The following is a 16,558-nucleotide window of genomic DNA, read 5'->3' as shown; positions in this document are numbered from 1 at the left end:
ATGGAGAGTGAGATGCAACAGTTAACCAGCTATCTGTCCGGGACGTGGTTTAGCGGCCAGGGGAAAGAAAGAACCATTTTTCATGCCGTTAACGGCGAACCGCTGTGGCAGGTGACCAGCGAAGGGGCGGATATGGCGGCGGCCAAACGCTTCGCCATTGCGCAAGGCGGCAAAGCGCTGCAGGCAATGACGTTTATTCAGCGCGCCGCAATGTTAAAAGCGGTGGCTAAGCACCTGCTGGCACAGAAAGAAGCGTTTTACGAAGTCTCTTATCAAACCGGCGCCACCCGCGCCGACAGCTGGGTAGACATAGAAGGCGGGATCAGCACGCTGTTTGCCTACGCCGGAATGGGCAACCGCGAGCTGCCTGACGACACGCTGTGGCCTGAAGATGAATTGATTCCGCTGTCCAAACAAGGCGGATTCGCCGCCCGCCACGTCCTCACCTCGAAGTCGGGCGTAGCGCTGCACATCAACGCCTTTAACTTCCCCTGCTGGGGGATGCTCGAAAAACTCGCACCGACCTGGTTGGCCGGGATGCCCGCCATCATCAAACCGGGCACGGCGAGCGCGCAGTTAACTCAGGCGATGGTGAAAGCCATTGTTGAGTCAGGCCTGGTGCCGGACGGGGCGATAAGCCTCATCTGCGGCGGCGTAGGCGATCTGTTCGAGCACCTGGATGAACAGGACGTGGTGACGTTTACCGGTTCGGCCAGCACCGGTCAGAAGTTACGTTGTCACTCAAATATCGTTGCCCGTTCAATTCCCTTTACCATGGAAGCGGATTCGCTTAACTGCTGCGTACTGGCGGAAGATGTCACGCCTGAACACCCTGAATTTGCGCAGTTCGTGCGGGAAGTCGTGCGCGAAATGACCGCCAAAGCCGGGCAAAAATGTACCGCGATTCGACGAATTATCGTGCCGCAGAACCAACTGGGATCGGTGATTGAAGCGCTGAAAGCGAAACTGGAAAAAATACAGCCCGGCGACCCGGCGGTAGAAGGCGTTCGCATGGGGGCGCTGGTCAGCCTTGAACAGCGGGATGACGTGCGGCGTAAAGTTGACCAGCTGATCGCCGCTGGGTGTGATGTCCTGCTGGGCGGCAAAGCCGATACTGCGCAATCAGGCGCTTTCTTCCCACCAACTCTGTTGCTTTGCCAGCAGCCGGACGAAACACCTGTGGTGCACGAACTGGAGGCCTTCGGCCCGGTAGCCACGGTGATGCCTTACCGGGACGCTGAGCATGCCCTGGCGCTGGCGCGCGCCGGTCAGGGTAGCCTGGCGGGTACGCTGGTGACCGCCGATGAGCAAACGGCCCGTCACTTTATTCTCGGCGCGGCTCGGGCTCACGGACGCATTCAGGTACTGAACCAGGAGTCTTCCGTAGAATCAACCGGGCACGGTTCTCCACTGCCGATGCTGGTACACGGCGGCCCAGGTCGCGCGGGTGGCGGTGAGGAACTCGGCGGCCTGCGGGCGGTGAAGCACTATATGCAGCGCACCGCCATTCAGGGCAGCCCGACGATGCTTGCCGCCGTTAGCGGGCAATGGAACTACGGCGCAAAAGTTCATGAGGACGCCGTGCATCCGTTCCGCAAACATTTTGAGGAACTGCGTATCGGGGAAAGCATTCTGACCGCCCGCCGCACCGTCACCGAGGCCGATATCACCAACTTCGCCAACCTGAGCGGCGACCGGTTCTACGCCCATACCGACAAAATTGGCGCGGCGGAGTCATTCTTCGGCGAGCGCGTGGCGCACGGTTATTTTGTGGTGTCCGCAGCTGCCGGGCTGTTTGTTGACCCAGGCGTCGGGCCGGTGATTGCCAACTACGGCATGGAAAACCTGCGCTTTATCGAGCCGGTAAAAATCGACGATACGATTCAGGTGCGCCTGACCTGCAAACGTAAAACCGCCAAGCCGCAGAAAACGGCGGAAGATAAACCGGTTGGCGTGGTGGAATGGGCGGTGGATATCACCAACCAACATCAGCAGATCGTTGCCCGCTACTCAATCCTGACGCTGGTTGCCCGTCTGCATGGTGATTTTGCCTCTTGATGGTTCGGCAAGTCCTTCACCTCTGATATTGCTTTTAGTTTTTTACCCTCACCCTGGAAGGGAGAGGGAACAAACAGCGGCCCCATTGCTGGTTTTCTTTTCCGGAACAAGGAACAAATAGCACATCGTTTGTTTCCTCCTCAGTGAACGGAAATAAACAAATCCCCCCGTAGGTTATTTTCCCCCTCTCCCTCTGGGAGAGGGCCGGGGTGAGGGCTGAATTTAACCCGACGCTCATCGGCCCGGAGCAACAATCCTCCCCAATCCCACATTCTGGCAACCACAGCAAAACGCTTGGCAGGGAGCGCAAGGGAAGCCCCGGCGGAAGTTGTTATGTTGAATCCGACAGTCTTTATCCAGCACGCAAATAACAACACAACGCACTTTTAAGGTGAAAAAGCGATGACAATGAAAACTGGAAAAAAAGCGCTGGCGCTGGCTATTGCGCTCCTGATCTCGGCGGGAACTAACGCCCCCGCTTTTGCCCACGGCGGCGAGGCACATATGGTGCCGATGCAAAAAACGCTGACGGATTTCGGCGCAGACGTCCAGTGGGACGATTACGCGCAGATGTTTACCCTTGTTAAAGACGGTGCCTACGTGAAGGTGAAGCCCAGCGCCACCTCCGCTATCGTTAACGGCAAAACGCTGAAGCTTGAAGTGCCGGTGATCTTTAAAGGCAAAACGGCGTTTATCTCCGAAGGGTTTATCAATGAAGTGTTCCAGTCCGGCCTGGATCAAACCTTTGCGGTCGAGAAAAAGCCGCATCCGCTGAATTCTCTGAGCGCCGACGAAATTAATAAAACGGTGGAGATAATCAAAGGCGCGGCTGACTACAAACCGACTATTCGCTTTACCGAAATCTCACTGCGTGAGCCACCTAAAGAGCAGGTCTGGAAGTTTGTGATGGACGGCACCAGCGTCAGTCAGCCGCGCGAGGCGGACGTCATCATGCTGGACGGCCGCCATATTATCGAAGCCACAGTGGATTTGGCCGCTGGGAAAGTTAAGAGCTGGAAACCTATCGAAGGCGCACAGGGTATGGTGCTGCTGGACGATTTTGCCAGCGTGCAGTCCATTATCAACAACAGCAAAGAATTCGCTGAAGCGGTGAAAAAACGCGGTATCAGCGATCCGTCAAAAGTGGTTACTACCCCGCTAACCGTCGGCTATTTCGACGGCAAGGATGGCCTGAAGCAGGATCAGCGCCTGCTGAAAGTGGTGAGCTATCTTGACGTTGGCGATGGCAACTACTGGGCACATCCGATTGAAAACCTGGTCGCGGTGGTGGATCTCGAGCAGAAAAAAATCATCAAAATTGAGGAAGGCCCGGTCATTCCTGTGCCAATGACGCCCCGCCCTTATGATGGCCGCGACCGGCAGGCCGCCAACCTCAAGCCGCTGGATATCATTGAGCCGGAAGGGAAAAACTACACCATCACCGGCGACACGATTCACTGGCAAAACTGGGATTTTCACCTGCGCCTGAATTCACGCGTTGGCCCGATTATTTCCACCGTGACCTACAACGACAACGGCACTAAACGGAAAATCATGTATGAAGGATCGCTCGGCGGGATGATTGTGCCGTATGGCGACCCGGATATTGGCTGGTATTTTAAAGCTTATCTGGACGCCGGGGATTACGGCATGGGCACGCTCACGTCTCCTATCGTGCGCGGCAAAGATGCACCGGCTAACGCCGTCCTGCTGGACGAAACCCTGGCCGATTACACCGGTAAACCCACCACTATTCCGCGAGCTATCGCCATTTTCGAGCGCTACGCCGGGCCGGAATACAAACATCAGGAAATGGGGCAACCGAACGTCAGCAGCGAACGTCGCGAGCTGGTGATCCGCTGGATAAGTACCGTCGGCAACTACGACTACATCTTTGACTGGGTCTTCCACCAGAATGGCACCATCGGTATTGATGCGGGCGCAACCGGGATTGAGGCGGTAAAAGGCGTGAAAGCTAAGACCATGCACGATGCCACCGCGAAAGAAGATACCCGCTACGGGACGCTGATCGACCACAATATTGTCGGAACGACGCATCAACATATTTATAACTTCCGTTTGGATCTCGACGTGGACGGCGAAAACAACAGTCTGACCGCGATTGACCCGGTGGTGAAACCAAATACCAGCGGCGGCCCGCGCACCAGCACCATGCAAACGAATGAATACGCGATCAAAAACGAGCAGGACGCCGCGCAGAAATTTGACCCTGGCACTGTCCGCCTGCTAAGCAACCCGAACAAAGAAAACCGTATGGGTAACCCGGTCTCCTACCAGCTGATTCCTTACGCGGGCGGTACTCATCCTGTCGCAACCGGCGCGAAGTTTGCCCCGGATGAATGGATTTACCATCGCCTGAGTTTTATGGATAAGCAGCTGTGGGTGACACGCTACAACCCGGATGAGCGCTATTCCGAAGGGAAATACCCGAACCGCTCCGCGCACGACACCGGTTTAGGGGCTTACAACAAAGACAATCAGTCGCTTGAAAACACGGATAACGTTGTCTGGTTAACCACCGGCACCACGCATATCGCCCGCGCCGAAGAATGGCCCATCATGCCGACCGAGTGGGTTCACGCTCTGCTGAAACCGTGGAACTTCTTTAATGAAACGCCAACACTTGTGAAGTCAGAGGAAATGACCAGTAAATAAAGGGTTCACGGCGCGCGGCTTCAGCGCGCCGTTTATTTAAGGCTAAGGCTTGATTGCCTGCCAGGCGTGAATGAGCAGCGACTGGAAAAAGGGTTGCGCGCTGGCAAACCCGGCTTCGCGCAGCAGCACCCCGGTTTGGCGAGGCGGCAACAACAGCAACCGCTGGTTGAGTTCAGCTTTCACTTCAGAAATATCTCTCGGGCGTTGGGTATAAGCCTGCTGCAGCGCAACCCAATGCTTTAATTGCCCGTCAAAATCAGGATCCGCCATATCTCCCGCGATTTCAGCGGTAATCAGCTGCCCTGCAGGTTTTAGCCTGTCAGCGATATGCTGATAGATACCCCCTCGCTGAGGATGCTGGATAAAATGCGCCACCAGCAAACAGAGCGCTGCATCAAAAGTCTCCTGCTCAGGCACGTCAACGACGTGACCTTCAATCAGCGTGCAGCGGTCGCTCAGCCCTTCCCGCTCAAGTTTTTCTGCGCAGACAGCCAGCATATCGGGGGAAGGATCGACCCCGGTAAAGCGCCACTCGGGATACAGCTTTGCCAGCCGGACGATTTCGGTGCCGGTCCCTACGCCAACACAAAGCACTTTCGCCTCGGCCGGAAGATCCCGAAGAAGTAAAGACAGCAAGGCATGCAGGTTGTTAGACATGTCTTTCAGACGTTCGCTGCTGGCATCGTACTGGCGGGAAAACTCTGCATTAAAAATATCATTTGTGCCGTTCATGATTTCACCTCCTGTGGTGCGCTGCGGGTAAACATCACCATGGTGGAAAAATGGGCCAGAGCGCCCCTTTAGCGACTCATGTAACTTACGATATCACATGAAAGGTGAGTGTAGAAAGACTTTGTTTCCGGGCCTGTGGGCTGGTTTTCAGTTCAACAAGCTCGTCACCACGTCCCAGCTTACGTACGACTTCATATTGTGTGTGTTTTTTCAGCGGCAGTAGCCAGTGCCGTTTTTCTCCGGACGTCTGCCAGTGATGAAGCAGTCCCAGGGAGTAAAATCCTTTATCGAACAGAGTGATACTCTCATCCGGTGTTCTCTCTGCCAGCTGCGCTGCCAGTCGCATTTCGCTGACGTTCTCGCTGTCAAAGGCGCTGGCGTTGATCAGATGACTGCTCAGCTCCATCAGGCAGACTATCAACCCCTGCCGCGCCTTTGTTTTCCATCACCCGCTGATACGCCAGCATCAGGTTTTCTCTCGTTATCACCGTTTCCATCGTCAACAGCACTTCCGCTTTCGTTTGCCCGCTGGCCGCCGTGTTGATTTCAGCACCATCAGACAGCCCCGACAGATTCGTCCGTCTCCTCCGCCTGTGGCCGCAGTGGCCTGCGCTTGTGCTGCATTAATCATCATCGGGTTCCTGCGTCCTAATCACGGTTAATCATGTTCAGCCCTTCATGCTGTCGGTTTTACAGCACTACTACGGCGTCGGCTGACTTCTGCTGCTCAATCCCGGCCCCTCACGGCACCGGTAGCACACTGGCAGAACGGCAGATCTCCCGGGATAATTCACGCGACTTTCCTGCTTATATCTGTCGGCTGTACGTCGTAGTGTTCCGTGCAAGTATTGGGCTTTGACGATAATGGCCGCCTTACCCCACTACGCCGCCTTAACCGCTTCCTGTTCGTCAGACCAGCATTTTGCTTCCGGCTTCCTTCAGATTCCCCTCACGGTGGACGCCCTTGCCTTCCGCTAACACTTCCCCTTGCCGGGTGTGTGGAGGACTTTCACCTCTTAGTCGTTCTTTGACTACCACAGCCAGAGAACAGCGCCTGCCACGGCGCTGCGCACCATGCCCGGCGCACCATTTAAAAAGGGTCCATGATAAACATGAACCCTTTTTACACCAGCCACCGGATCGGTCAACCGATCTTTAAACGATCGGCATTAGGGAAGACCCGGTCTGAAGGTAGTAACATTTCTTATCAAGAGTAATGGTCAAGATCGGAAAACGATCTTCCCTCGCGGGAGGGAACCAGCAGATTACCAGCCGCGACTTATTCCGGAGCGTGATAAGTACCGAAATGTGCCAACGTTTAATAACGCACGCAGACGGTTTTGGTCTCGGTGTAGGCATCAAGCCAGTCCGGACCAAAATCACGCCCTGTGCCCGACTGCTTCATGCCGCCAAACGGCATATTCGCGTCGATCAGCGTATGGCTATTCACCCAGACCGTGCCCGCCTGTATCCGCCCGGTGTATTGCATCGCCGCCTGCAGGTTGTTGGTCCACAGGCTTGCCGTCAGCCCGTAGTCGCTGTCATTGGCCTGTCGCAAGGCTTCTTCCGCATCCGCCACGCGCACGAGGTTAACCACCGGGCCAAAGACCTCTTCTCTGGCAAGGCGCAGCGAAGCGGCAGGGTTCACCACCAGCGTCGGGGCAATATAGTACCCGCTGCCCTGCGGGCCTTGATTGCCGGAGATAATCTCCGCATGTTGTGCTTGCGCCTGCGCCAGGTACTCGGCCACTTTTTCCTGCTGCACTTTGGATACCAGCGGGTTGATGTGGGCCGCGGGATCCATACCCGCCCCCACCTGCAGGGACTTAACCGCTTGCTCAAAGCCGCTCACCAGCGTGTCGAACAGCGGCGCTTCGATATAGATCCGCGAACTGGCAGCGCACACCTGCCCCTGGTTAAGGAAACTGCCCGCCATTAAACCTTCAATGACCATCGCCGGGTCAGCGTCTTTCAGAACGATGGCCGGGTTTTTCCCCCCCAGTTCCAGCGTGACGCGCGTTAACCTGTCCGCCGCAGATTTGGCAATGCCTTTGCCCGTCGCCGTTGAACCGGTGAAGCTGACTTTGGCAATCAGTGGATGTTCGGTCAGGGCTTTACCACAGCCGGAGCCGCTGCCGGTGACAACGTTAAATACGCCATCCGGCACGCCGGCTTCTGTCGCCAGTTCTGCCATACGCAGCAGTGTCAGCGGCGTGGTTTCTGAGGGTTTGATGACAATCGAGCACCCTGCCGCCAGCGCCGGCATGACTTTCCACATGCCAATCAGCAGCGGGAAGTTCCACGGCACTATCCCGGCCACGACCCCAACCGGTTCTTTACGCGTCCAGGCCTGATAACGCGCACCTTCCGGCATGGGGATTGAGACATCCAGCGTCCGGCCGCTGATTTTGGTCGTCAGGCCAGCGGTATAACGCATCCAGTTCAGCGTACAGCCCACTTCAAATGCACGAGAGATGTTGATGGACTTGCCCTGCTCCAGGGTCTCAAGCTGCGCAAGTTCTTCCATGTTTTGCTCAAGCAGGTCGGCAAACCGCAGCAGGATCCGCTCCCGCCCGGCAGGCAGCATGTTTGCCCATACACCACTGCTGAAGGCACGCCATGCAGACGTTACCGCGCGATCCACATCCGAAGCGCTGGCGTCGGCGCTGCTAGAAATTTGCTGCCCATCCGCCGGGTTAAAGACCGGCAGGCGCCCCTCGCCGTCTGATGTCTGCCAGCGGCCATCAATGTACAGCCCGTGTGAGCGCTGAAGAAACTGGCGCACACTGCCCAGCACGCTTACCGCTTCTGGCTCAGTCATAGCATCTCCTTATCAAGGTCATTATCGTGTAGCCCACCTTCATTCTAGGCGCTATGTTGAGGTTAGGGTTTTCTGCGGCTGACATTCGCTTTGCTGGCTGTGACACGCTACACAAATGTCGATGATGATTCTTTTTTTGAATCGCATTTACCTATAGTTATGGCTTCTGGCGGCAATAAGTGAGGATATATGGCGGAAAAACAGCACGGCGAGCGATTCGAAAAGTGGCTTGATCAGGTGAATCGCGCATGTGGTCGCTTCTCAGGTGTGGCGCTGGAGCAAGGATTTTACGGCAGCCTGAGAGAGCATCTTGCCCATGCTATCAAGCTCAGCGTGGTGGAGATTAACCAGGCACGTCTGCTGAGAACAAACCGTGAAGTCGCCCAAAGCAACGACGCCTGGTTCTATACCGTCTTCCAGTTGGAGGGCAAAGCCGTGATGGAGCAAGGCGAAAATCAGGCCGTTCTCGGCCAGGGAGATATCACTCTTATCGACGCCTCACGCCCCAGCTGTTTTACCTATACCCACGGCGCGAAGCAGGTTTCACTGTTACTGCCCCGCCATCTGCTGGAGCAGCACCTGCGGATGGGTGAAATTCCCTGTGCGCAAAGACTCCCTGCCGATATGCCCATGGTTCGCCTCAGCCAGGGTTTGCTGCGCGAAAGTATGGGCAGCGACAGTTTGACCGGCGGAGAAAGTGAAGCCACGCTGGAGGCGATAGCCTGCCTGCTTGCCCCGGCGCTCATCCGGCACAGCCTGCCGACCTCAAAGCGCGACCGCCATCTGCAGAAAGTTATGACGCTGATTGATGAGCATATTCAGTCTGAAACGCTGCGACCGGAGTGGATCGCCGCCGAGTCCGGGATGTCAGTGCGCAGTCTTTACCGCCTGTTTGCCGATAAAGGCCTGGTTGTCGCGCAATACATTAAAAACCGTCGGCTTGATCTCTGCGCCCAGGCACTGCGCACGGCCAACCATAGCGAGAAGCTGGCGGGGATTGGTTACAACTGGGGATTTGCCGATCACAGCCATTTTTCAACGGCGTTTAAGGGCAGGTTTGGCGTGTCGCCGGGGGAGTATCGCAAGCGTTTTCAGTCTGCCTGAAAGGTACTTAATGCAACCCTCACCCCAGCCCTTATGTCTTGATCTTCCCCACCAGTGCGGGGAAGATCCCCGACTGATCATCGGGAGGTTGCCGGTGAGCATCACCCAGCCCTGGTGCCTCTGAGCCCGCGGGAGAGATTATGCCCCGGCAACCTTATTCCCTGTCGCCTCAAGACCGAACGGTATCCTGTGCCGCTGAGCACCCACACATAAGGATGGTCTGGCAATATTATTCATAAGGTTATGGAGAATCAGATGACACTCATTCCTGTCGGCGTTGATATTGCTAAGCTAAAATTTGATGTCGCTGTCCTGCTGCCTAATCAGAAATACAAAACTAAAAAGTTTGCTAACACGCCCGCGGGATGTCGTGAGTTTATTCACTGGCTGGCCCGCTTTGGGGAGTGTCATGTCTGTATGGAAGCGACCGGCAGCTACAGCACGGAGCTCGCCACGGCACTGTCTGATGGTGGCTATTGCGTCAGTCTGGAAAACCCTGCCCGCATTCATGCCTTCAGCAATACCGAACTGACGCGAAACAAAACGGATAAAAGCGATGCGGCTCTGATAGCACGGTATTGTGCCCTGCATCAGCCAGCCCAATGGCATCCGGCCCCTCTCAGCCAGCGACAGCTGACCGCACTTGTGCGTCATCTTAAAAATCTTGAAGAGATGCGTCAGATGGAAGAGAACAGGCTGGAGGCCGCAGATGAGGTCATAACAGGTTCGTTAAAAGAACACATCGCCACGCTGGACGAACTGATAAAAGAAACAAAAAAGAAAATCAGGCAGCACATTGATGATGATCCGGACCTGAGGAAAGACAAAGCGCTGCTGGAGAGTATCCCGGGGGTGGGCGATGTACTGAGTACGAGTCTTCTGGCCTTCGCGGGAAACCTGAGGCGATTTAGCAGCAGTAAGGCTCTGGTGGCTTACGCAGGCCTGAACCCACGGCGTTGTGAATCCGGGATGTGGAAGGGAAAGAGCAGATTGTCCAAAGTGGGGAGCAGTGAGCTGCGTAGCGTGCTGTATATGCCCGCGGTGGTGGCGGGAAGGTGTAATGAAGTGGTGAAAGACCTGATGACCCGGATGGGGAGCAGAGGGAAGACAGGAAAAGAACACGTATGTGCAGGAATGAGAAAGCTGCTGCAACTGGCTTATGGTGTGGTGAAATCAGGGCGGGAATTTAACGCTGAAATACCGCTTGCCGGATAGCCGACAAGACGGTATCTCTCCCAGAGTGAGAGGGGGAAAACAACCGATGGGGAATCTTGTTCACGCCCTCTCGCAGAGAGAGAAGGACAAAGCTATTTCTTCATCCACTGCCCGTTCAGCCCACGCACGTATTCCCCGGCAGGCGCTCTGTCCACCAGTTTCTGTCCCGCCAGGCGAGCAACGTCATCGAGTGAGACATTGTTGGTGTCTGCCAGTTGCTGATAGTGCTGCGCGCGGCCTTCATTGATGCTCTTCACCAGCGCCAGCGTTTCCGGATCCTGCTTGATCGGCGCCAGGTAGCCGCTTAGTGTTTCACCCACCCGCCCCTGCTCACGCGCTTCGTTTAACGTCAAAGCCATCGCGGAGGTACTGAAGAACAGGCCGGCCAGCAGCGCGCCTTTAATAATAGAGTTCATCGCCGTTCCCCTTCTCAGAACAGATCGCTACGGTTTTTAAGCAGGCTTTCGACGTCTTTATCCACCTTGATATGAATTTCGTGTTCAATTTTGACGTTCATATTGATGGTGATCGGCTCTTTAGGGGCAGCCACTTCAATGCGCGGCGTGCAGCCTGCCAGCATCAGCGCCGCTGGGGCCAACAGTAGAGCGGTAAAATCATTCATTTGGATTCCTCACAGGCTTCGCCGGGTTGGGTGCAGCGAGCCTTTGGTAACGCGGCGTTCTCTTCCAGCCAGGTTTGTAAATTATCGCCAAAGCGCAAACTGCGCCACAGAGTAAACAGGTTTTCCTGATGGGTATAGTTGAGATTGACGGTGTTGGTCTTGCCTTCGACGTGGCTGATGCCGGTCACGCTGGAGCGCATCCTGACGACGCCGAGGTTGTCGAGGTCAATCTGGGTCCAGGACCGCGAGATTTCCATGTAGCGCAGCCAGTTGATTGCCGCACCCGCGGCCATATTGTTGTCCACAATGGCGTCCGCCATGTCTTTGTCCATGCGGAACGTCATCGGGCCAGGGTTGGTCAGCCAGCCATCTTTGATAATCCACTGCGGGTGATTGAGCCACAGCGGCAGCGCGCCGTTGAAGCGTCCAGACATACTGAACTGTTTGGGGTTAATGGCGGTAACAAGCTGGCTGGAGGACAGCCCCTGCAGCCGTAAGAGTGCCGCGTCCCGCTGCGGCATGCGCAATTGCTGCATGGAGATCTTGCCGCCCAGCACATCCGCATTGACGTTGGTCAGCAGCAGCGGTTGTTGCTCACTCCAGGGGTACCAGCCTTCCAGATCGGCGGTAATATTTTGTGCCGCTATCTGGTTGCGAACCTCAGCAATGCGCAGCGTGACTGGCCCACGTGTGCCAAGATGCCAGGTCGAATCACTAAAGCGGAATGGCAACACAAAGTCGACGCCGTTGATCTGGTTATCCGGCATCCACACGCTGCCGCTTTTGACCACGCCATGGCCCCCGGCTTCAAAGCCTTGTCCAGCCGCTGCGGAGAAGGCCACCTGGGCGTAGAGATCGCCCCCTTTGAGATCCATTTTCCAGTCGGCAGGCAGCAGCGGCTGGAATACGGTGAGCGTTTGTTTTGGCCACCACGCATTCCCCCTCAGGCGCTCCCCGTCCCAGCGCCCAACCACACGCACCGGGCCAATCTTCCCGGCGTGTAAATTACCTTTGAACAAGAAAGAGGTCGGGTTTTGCCCGTCGACGCTGAATTTAAGCGTCGATGGCGGCAAAGTGCTGCCGCCGCTGAAGGTTGTTGCCCCTGCGTCGAGCGAGAAATCGCCGGTGAAAGCCTCTTTTTGTTCATTTCGCTCCCAGCGCAGCGGGTTGTCCAGGCTAAGCCGGGGTTTCGACATCAGCATTGAGCCGTACTCAAGTTTGTCGAAACCGGTGGATAACGAACTCAGTTCGATGGCGCTGTCACGCCATTCGCCCATGCCGCGAACGTCCCATTTCGCCTGCATCGGTATGAAACTGCCTTTGCCCCAGTAGCGCCATTGCCACAGCCCGGCGTCCGGCAGGAAGTCATTGGCTTTCCCGTCCAGATGCAGTTCCACGGCCCCCATTTCATTGTCGTGGGCACGTAAGATAGCCTGCAGCCTGCCGTCGATGCCTTTACTGGAAACACGAACGCCCGCCAGCGGCCAGCGCACATCATCAATATTCAATGTTTCAATCAGGCGGCCGCGAGATCGCAGCAGCGCGCCTGGATGGAACAACAGCGTCGGGTCGGTCAGGGCACCCGTCAGTTCGCCGGGCAGCGCTGCATAGAAAATCAGTTGGTCCTGTTTCGCCTCTCCGGTGAGCTGCAGCGGCAAGGCGCTGTCGGTCAGGCTGAGTTTGCCGGGGCCAATATTCAGCACGGCGTTGCCTTTCCCGGCTTCACCCTGAGTCAACACATTCAGCCGCCCGGTGAAGATGGCGTTATCCAGTCCGGCCTGCCAGTTATCCACTTTCAGCGACACCCCGCCGCCCAGCGGGAAACCTTCATAAGGCCAGCGCCACTGCCCGGCGTTGATCTCAAGGGCATTTTCGCTCAGGCGCCACGGAATGTTCAGCAGCGGCGCCTCGTCACCTGATAATTTTTTCACCGTCAGCATGCCTGCGTTGGTATGCCAGTTCAGGGCCACGTTCAGCCTGTCCGGTTCTTGCGGAATTTGCACCTGTGTGGCCACTTGCCCATCCGTCGGCAGGCCATCCGGCACCAGCGGGAGCGTTAGATCACCCACCAGCTCAAGCGGCGGCAGCCCTTCGAAGGCCCCGACTTTTAGATCGCTAATTTTCAGGTTTTGCCCTTTAAGCGTGGCGGAAAGCGTGAGCAATTTCCCCTGATAATAGAGCTGCTGCTGCTGCGGGGTCAGAGAAAGATGCAGCGCGCCAGCATATTGCAGCCAGGGCGTGACGTTAAACTGGTCGATAGTCAACCAGGTGTTCGGCAGCATTTTCTGCCATTCTTCAAGGGTACGTGGCGCGGCAGGAGGCACATCATCGGCGGGGATCTTGCTGATGCAGTCCGGGTTGAGATTAAGCTCCGCGAGATGAAGCCGCCAGCGGCTTGGATGGCTGAGGCTCGCATCCTTTAAGCTTGCGAGTTCACACTCCCCGGCAAGATAGCGAAGATCGGGAATCACAATCGCCCCGTTGTGCAAACGCGGGCTGGCCTCCATCGCGATACGAGTCCCCTGCGGCAACCAGATACCGGCGAGCGTCGGCAGCCAGTGGGCCACCGTGAGCAACAGCGACAGCGGCAGCAGAATCAACGCAAGTATCAGCGCAAGCGCGGCTTTATATTTACCCTTCATGGGTGGTTAATATCCTGATTCAGCGACAATTTAAGCCGAAATATGTCATTATTCTGGCACGATTCAGGCCGGGCGTGAAGGCGGCGGCTGTAGTAAGCATAGTCTGCCCGGAAAGTGAAATAGTCACCTGCCGTTAAAATTTCAGTTTATAAATTGTATGATTATTTTAAGCATGATAGTTTTGGAACCAACCCTTTCTGGAGATAAGTCTTATGAAACTTGCGGTTTATAGCACAAAACAGTACGACAAAAAGTATCTGGAGCAGGTTAACCAGGAGTATGGCTTTGATCTTGAATTTTTTGACTTCCTGCTAAGCGAAAAAACGGCCAAAACCGCCAACGGCTGCGACGGCGTGTGTATTTTCGTTAATGATGATGGTAGTCGCCCGGTGCTGGAAGAGCTAAAAAAACACGGCGTTAAGTTTATCGCGCTACGCTGTGCTGGCTTTAACAACGTCGATTTAGACGCCGCGAAAGAGCTTGGTATGCCGGTAGTTCGCGTTCCCGCCTATTCACCGGAAGCCGTTGCCGAGCACGCTATCGGGATGATGATGTGCCTTAACCGTCGCATTCATCGCGCCTACCAGCGCACTCGTGACGCCAACTTCTCGCTCGAAGGCTTAACCGGTTTTACCATGCACGGCAAAACGGCAGGCGTGATCGGCACCGGGAAAATCGGCGTTGCCGCGCTGCGTATCCTGAAAGGATTTGGCCTGCGCCTGCTGGCATTTGATCCGTATCCGAGTGCAGCGGCACTGGATTTAGGCGTGGAATATGTTGACCTCGAAACGCTGTTTGCACAGTCCGACATCATTTCGCTGCACTGCCCGCTGACGCCGGAAAACTATCACCTGCTGAACCAGTCCGCCTTTGATCAAATGAAAGATGGTGTGATGGTCATCAACACCAGCCGTGGTGGACTGATTGATTCTCAGGCGGCGATTGACGCTCTGAAACATCAGAAAATCGGCGCGCTCGGCATGGACGTGTACGAGAACGAACGCGATCTGTTCTTTGAAGATAAGTCTAACGACGTGATTCAGGACGACGTGTTCCGCCGCCTTTCCGCCTGCCACAACGTGCTGTTTACCGGCCACCAGGCATTTCTGACGGCAGAAGCTCTGATCAGCATTTCCGAAACGACGCTTGAAAACCTGCGCCAGCTGGAAAAAGGCGAGCCTTGCCCGAACCAGTTGAATTGATTTTTCGCCCGTCTCTCGCAGGAGGCGGGCTGATTTTAAGAATATCCTTACTGATTCATGCGCCACATCCTGCGAAAGTGGCGCGCTTTCATTGATGACACATAAACCTTAGGGAGAAGAGATGAAAAAGTTTGCTTCACTGATGCTGGCAAGCGTTGTACTGGCGGGCTGTGCCCAACCGGCGGATAAAGGCAGTGTGACTGCACAAGATTTGCAGCACCATCGCTTTGTGCTGGAGAGCGTAGACGGCAAGCCTCTGGACGTGAAAAACAGCAAGCGCGCGCCTGAGGTGAGCTTCGGTGAAAACATGCATATTTCTGGCGCAATGTGTAACCGCTTTATGGGCCAGGCGACTCTCGAGAACAATACGCTGAAGGTGAAAGGTCTGGGCATGACGATGATGCTTTGCGTTGAACCGCAGCTGAACGACCTGGATCACCGCATTAATGACATGCTGACCAGCGGAGCCAAGGTTTCTCTGGCTAACCAACAGTTGGTGCTGAAGAGCGGCCAGCATACGCTGACGTACAAACTGGCCGATCTCGTTAATTAATCAGTAGCTGCCACAAGTGCCAGCGGCAAGCGAGTTTTCGTTACAGCGCTTGCCGTTCGGCATAGCACACATGCCAATTGCGCTGCCGTCGAGTTGACGCGCAACGCTCATCGTACCGCCAATCATCGCACAGTTCGCTTCGCCCTGGCTGGACATCGCCGCCCTGAGGCCTGGAGGGACGTGGGCCGCAGTGGCCTGTTGAGGGGGTTCATTACTGCAAGCTGATAATAACAGTGCGGCACAACCGGCTAAAAACGCAGCGCGCATGGCTTCTCTCTCCCGTCTGAATATGCAAAACCTTTGCATAATGGCGCATGGCTCCCGCTGCGTCGAGAGCATAACGCAATAAAATGTGTTGGTTTTTGTGGCTTACATCACCTTTCAAAGCAAAACATCGGAGTTTTCCGATCGGCTCGCGCTCAGCTCTGCTCTTCATCGATAAGTAACAGCGTGCCGTGGCTGCCAGGCAGTACGCGATGTACTGCCTCTTTAGGGACAAGATAATAATCTCCGGCGTCGAGCGTGAAGGTTTTCTCATTCACCACGAGCGTCATCTGCCCTTCAATCACCACCAGTAACTCCGCAAACCCGGCATGGGACTCATTCGGTATTCCCTCTCCCCCCATTTTGATCAGCTTAATGTTGGCTCGCCCGACTTGCCCAAGCAGCCGCGAACGCCAGACATCCGATAATGTTTCCGCAAGCGTTGGTAACGATCCTGTAGACATTTGTTCGCCTTCTTCTGAGAAAACGATATCCATACCGCATCGCGCCTGCGTTACAAATTCTTAATCACCATAAGATATTCAGGTAACACATTTCACTCACCCTTCACGTCAGGCCTGGATCAATTTGTGCACTCGGAGGCTCAGCAACTTCAAGCAGATAGATGGACGTACTATAATTGGGGGTTATTACGGGACTCAAGGCAGG

General features: G+C 55.6%; 13 protein-coding genes and 1 pseudogene. 6 read left to right on the top strand and 8 right to left on the bottom strand.

Translation table 11 applies throughout. The features are described from left to right. Positions 1-12: 12 nt before the first annotated feature. Entirely contained in the window at positions 13-2,058 is a 2,046-nt protein-coding gene (paaZ, locus tag B9Y90_RS06925; RefSeq protein ID WP_085540709.1) for a phenylacetic acid degradation bifunctional protein PaaZ, read from the top strand. A 402-nt stretch (positions 2,059-2,460) separates the two neighbouring features. Beyond that, on the top strand, positions 2,461-4,734 hold the full coding sequence (tynA, locus tag B9Y90_RS06920; RefSeq protein ID WP_085540708.1) for a primary-amine oxidase: 2,274 nt from the start codon (positions 2,461-2,463) through the stop codon (positions 4,732-4,734). A gap of 42 nt (positions 4,735-4,776) precedes the next feature. Here tynA and B9Y90_RS06915 read toward each other — a convergent pair whose 3' ends face one another. The 3 genes and pseudogenes from B9Y90_RS06915 to B9Y90_RS06900 all read right to left on the bottom strand — a co-directional run bounded on the left by B9Y90_RS06915 (position 4,777) and on the right by B9Y90_RS06900 (position 8,287). Further along, positions 4,777-5,466: a class I SAM-dependent methyltransferase gene (locus tag B9Y90_RS06915; protein ID WP_085540707.1), complete on the bottom strand. Its 690-nt coding sequence runs from the start codon at positions 5,464-5,466 to the stop codon at positions 4,777-4,779. A 121-nt stretch (positions 5,467-5,587) separates the two neighbouring features. Continuing rightward, a pseudogene (locus B9Y90_RS06910) lies at positions 5,588-5,878 on the bottom strand (transposase); the annotation flags it as partial. A 906-nt stretch (positions 5,879-6,784) separates the two neighbouring features. Next, a complete protein-coding gene (locus B9Y90_RS06900) occupies positions 6,785-8,287 on the bottom strand; it encodes an aldehyde dehydrogenase family protein (RefSeq protein WP_085540706.1) in 1,503 nt (500 codons plus the stop codon). 189 nt (positions 8,288-8,476) lie between these two features. Between B9Y90_RS06900 and feaR the strand changes: the two genes are divergently transcribed. Beyond that, complete coding sequence (gene feaR / locus B9Y90_RS06895; RefSeq protein WP_085540705.1) at positions 8,477-9,391, top strand: transcriptional regulator FeaR; 915 nt, start codon at positions 8,477-8,479, stop codon at positions 9,389-9,391. Positions 9,392-9,646: 255 nt separating this feature from the next. Beyond that, positions 9,647-10,606 (top strand): IS110 family RNA-guided transposase, encoded by a 960-nt coding sequence (locus B9Y90_RS06890; RefSeq protein WP_085540704.1) that lies wholly within the window; start codon positions 9,647-9,649, stop codon positions 10,604-10,606. Between the two features lie 92 nt (positions 10,607-10,698). Here the strand turns inward: B9Y90_RS06890 and B9Y90_RS06885 are convergent, their stop codons facing one another. The 3 genes from B9Y90_RS06885 to B9Y90_RS06875 are packed head-to-tail and all read right to left on the bottom strand — an operon-like array spanning position 10,699 to position 13,870. Further along, positions 10,699-11,022 carry a YdbL family probable chaperone protein gene (locus tag B9Y90_RS06885; protein ID WP_085540703.1) on the bottom strand — a complete coding sequence of 108 codons (324 nt, stop codon included), beginning with the start codon at positions 11,020-11,022 and terminating at the stop codon, positions 10,699-10,701. A 14-nt stretch (positions 11,023-11,036) separates the two neighbouring features. Beyond that, positions 11,037-11,228 carry a YnbE family lipoprotein gene (locus B9Y90_RS06880; protein WP_085540702.1) on the bottom strand — a complete coding sequence of 64 codons (192 nt, stop codon included), beginning with the start codon at positions 11,226-11,228 and terminating at the stop codon, positions 11,037-11,039. Beyond that, positions 11,225-13,870 carry a YdbH family protein gene (locus tag B9Y90_RS06875; protein WP_085540701.1) on the bottom strand — a complete coding sequence of 882 codons (2,646 nt, stop codon included), beginning with the start codon at positions 13,868-13,870 and terminating at the stop codon, positions 11,225-11,227. Before B9Y90_RS06875 ends, B9Y90_RS06880 begins: the two co-directional genes overlap by 4 nt. A 212-nt stretch (positions 13,871-14,082) precedes the next feature. On the opposite strand from B9Y90_RS06875, the gene B9Y90_RS06870 reads away from it, so the two are divergent. Both B9Y90_RS06870 and hslJ read left to right on the top strand, forming a co-directional pair. Beyond that, entirely contained in the window at positions 14,083-15,072 is a 990-nt protein-coding gene (locus B9Y90_RS06870) for a 2-hydroxyacid dehydrogenase (protein ID WP_085540700.1), read from the top strand. A gap of 121 nt (positions 15,073-15,193) precedes the next feature. Continuing rightward, a complete protein-coding gene (gene hslJ / locus B9Y90_RS06865; RefSeq protein WP_085540699.1) occupies positions 15,194-15,625 on the top strand; it encodes a heat shock protein HslJ in 432 nt (143 codons plus the stop codon). On the opposite strand, the gene B9Y90_RS06860 is transcribed toward hslJ, so the two are convergent. Together B9Y90_RS06860 and B9Y90_RS06855 are read right to left on the bottom strand one after the other, a co-directional pair. Continuing rightward, positions 15,626-15,892, bottom strand: coding sequence for a putative hemolysin (locus tag B9Y90_RS06860; protein ID WP_008461385.1), 267 nt, complete (start codon positions 15,890-15,892; stop codon positions 15,626-15,628). Between the two features lie 152 nt (positions 15,893-16,044). Then, positions 16,045-16,386: a cupin domain-containing protein gene (locus B9Y90_RS06855; protein WP_254902667.1), complete on the bottom strand. Its 342-nt coding sequence runs from the start codon at positions 16,384-16,386 to the stop codon at positions 16,045-16,047. Positions 16,387-16,558: the final 172 nt, after the last annotated feature.

Source organism: Cedecea sp. NFIX57 (assembly GCF_900177785.1).
GTDB lineage: Bacteria > Pseudomonadota > Gammaproteobacteria > Enterobacterales > Enterobacteriaceae > Cedecea > Cedecea neteri_C.
Note: the sequence above shows the minus strand (reverse complement) of the source record. Positions and strands in the feature narration are given on the sequence as shown.

Bases quoted from the DNA above. Each gene is read 5' to 3' on its own strand.
- B9Y90_RS06875 (WP_085540701.1), bottom strand. From the start codon at position 13,870: ATGAAGGGTAAATATAAAGCCGCGCTTGCGCTGATACTTGCGTTGATT.
- B9Y90_RS06900 (WP_085540706.1), bottom strand. From the start codon at position 8,287: ATGACTGAGCCAGAAGCGGTAAGCGTGCTGGGCAGTGTGCGCCAGTTT.
- B9Y90_RS06855 (WP_254902667.1), bottom strand. From the start codon at position 16,386: ATGGATATCGTTTTCTCAGAAGAAGGCGAACAAATGTCTACAGGATCG.
- hslJ (WP_085540699.1), top strand. From the start codon at position 15,194: ATGAAAAAGTTTGCTTCACTGATGCTGGCAAGCGTTGTACTGGCGGGC.
- B9Y90_RS06890 (WP_085540704.1), top strand. From the start codon at position 9,647: ATGACACTCATTCCTGTCGGCGTTGATATTGCTAAGCTAAAATTTGAT.
- B9Y90_RS06885 (WP_085540703.1), bottom strand. From the start codon at position 11,022: ATGAACTCTATTATTAAAGGCGCGCTGCTGGCCGGCCTGTTCTTCAGT.
- tynA (WP_085540708.1), top strand. From the start codon at position 2,461: ATGACAATGAAAACTGGAAAAAAAGCGCTGGCGCTGGCTATTGCGCTC.
- B9Y90_RS06860 (WP_008461385.1), bottom strand. From the start codon at position 15,892: ATGCGCGCTGCGTTTTTAGCCGGTTGTGCCGCACTGTTATTATCAGCT.
- B9Y90_RS06870 (WP_085540700.1), top strand. From the start codon at position 14,083: ATGAAACTTGCGGTTTATAGCACAAAACAGTACGACAAAAAGTATCTG.
- feaR (WP_085540705.1), top strand. From the start codon at position 8,477: ATGGCGGAAAAACAGCACGGCGAGCGATTCGAAAAGTGGCTTGATCAG.
- B9Y90_RS06915 (WP_085540707.1), bottom strand. From the start codon at position 5,466: ATGAACGGCACAAATGATATTTTTAATGCAGAGTTTTCCCGCCAGTAC.
- B9Y90_RS06880 (WP_085540702.1), bottom strand. From the start codon at position 11,228: ATGAATGATTTTACCGCTCTACTGTTGGCCCCAGCGGCGCTGATGCTG.
- paaZ (WP_085540709.1), top strand. From the start codon at position 13: ATGCAACAGTTAACCAGCTATCTGTCCGGGACGTGGTTTAGCGGCCAG.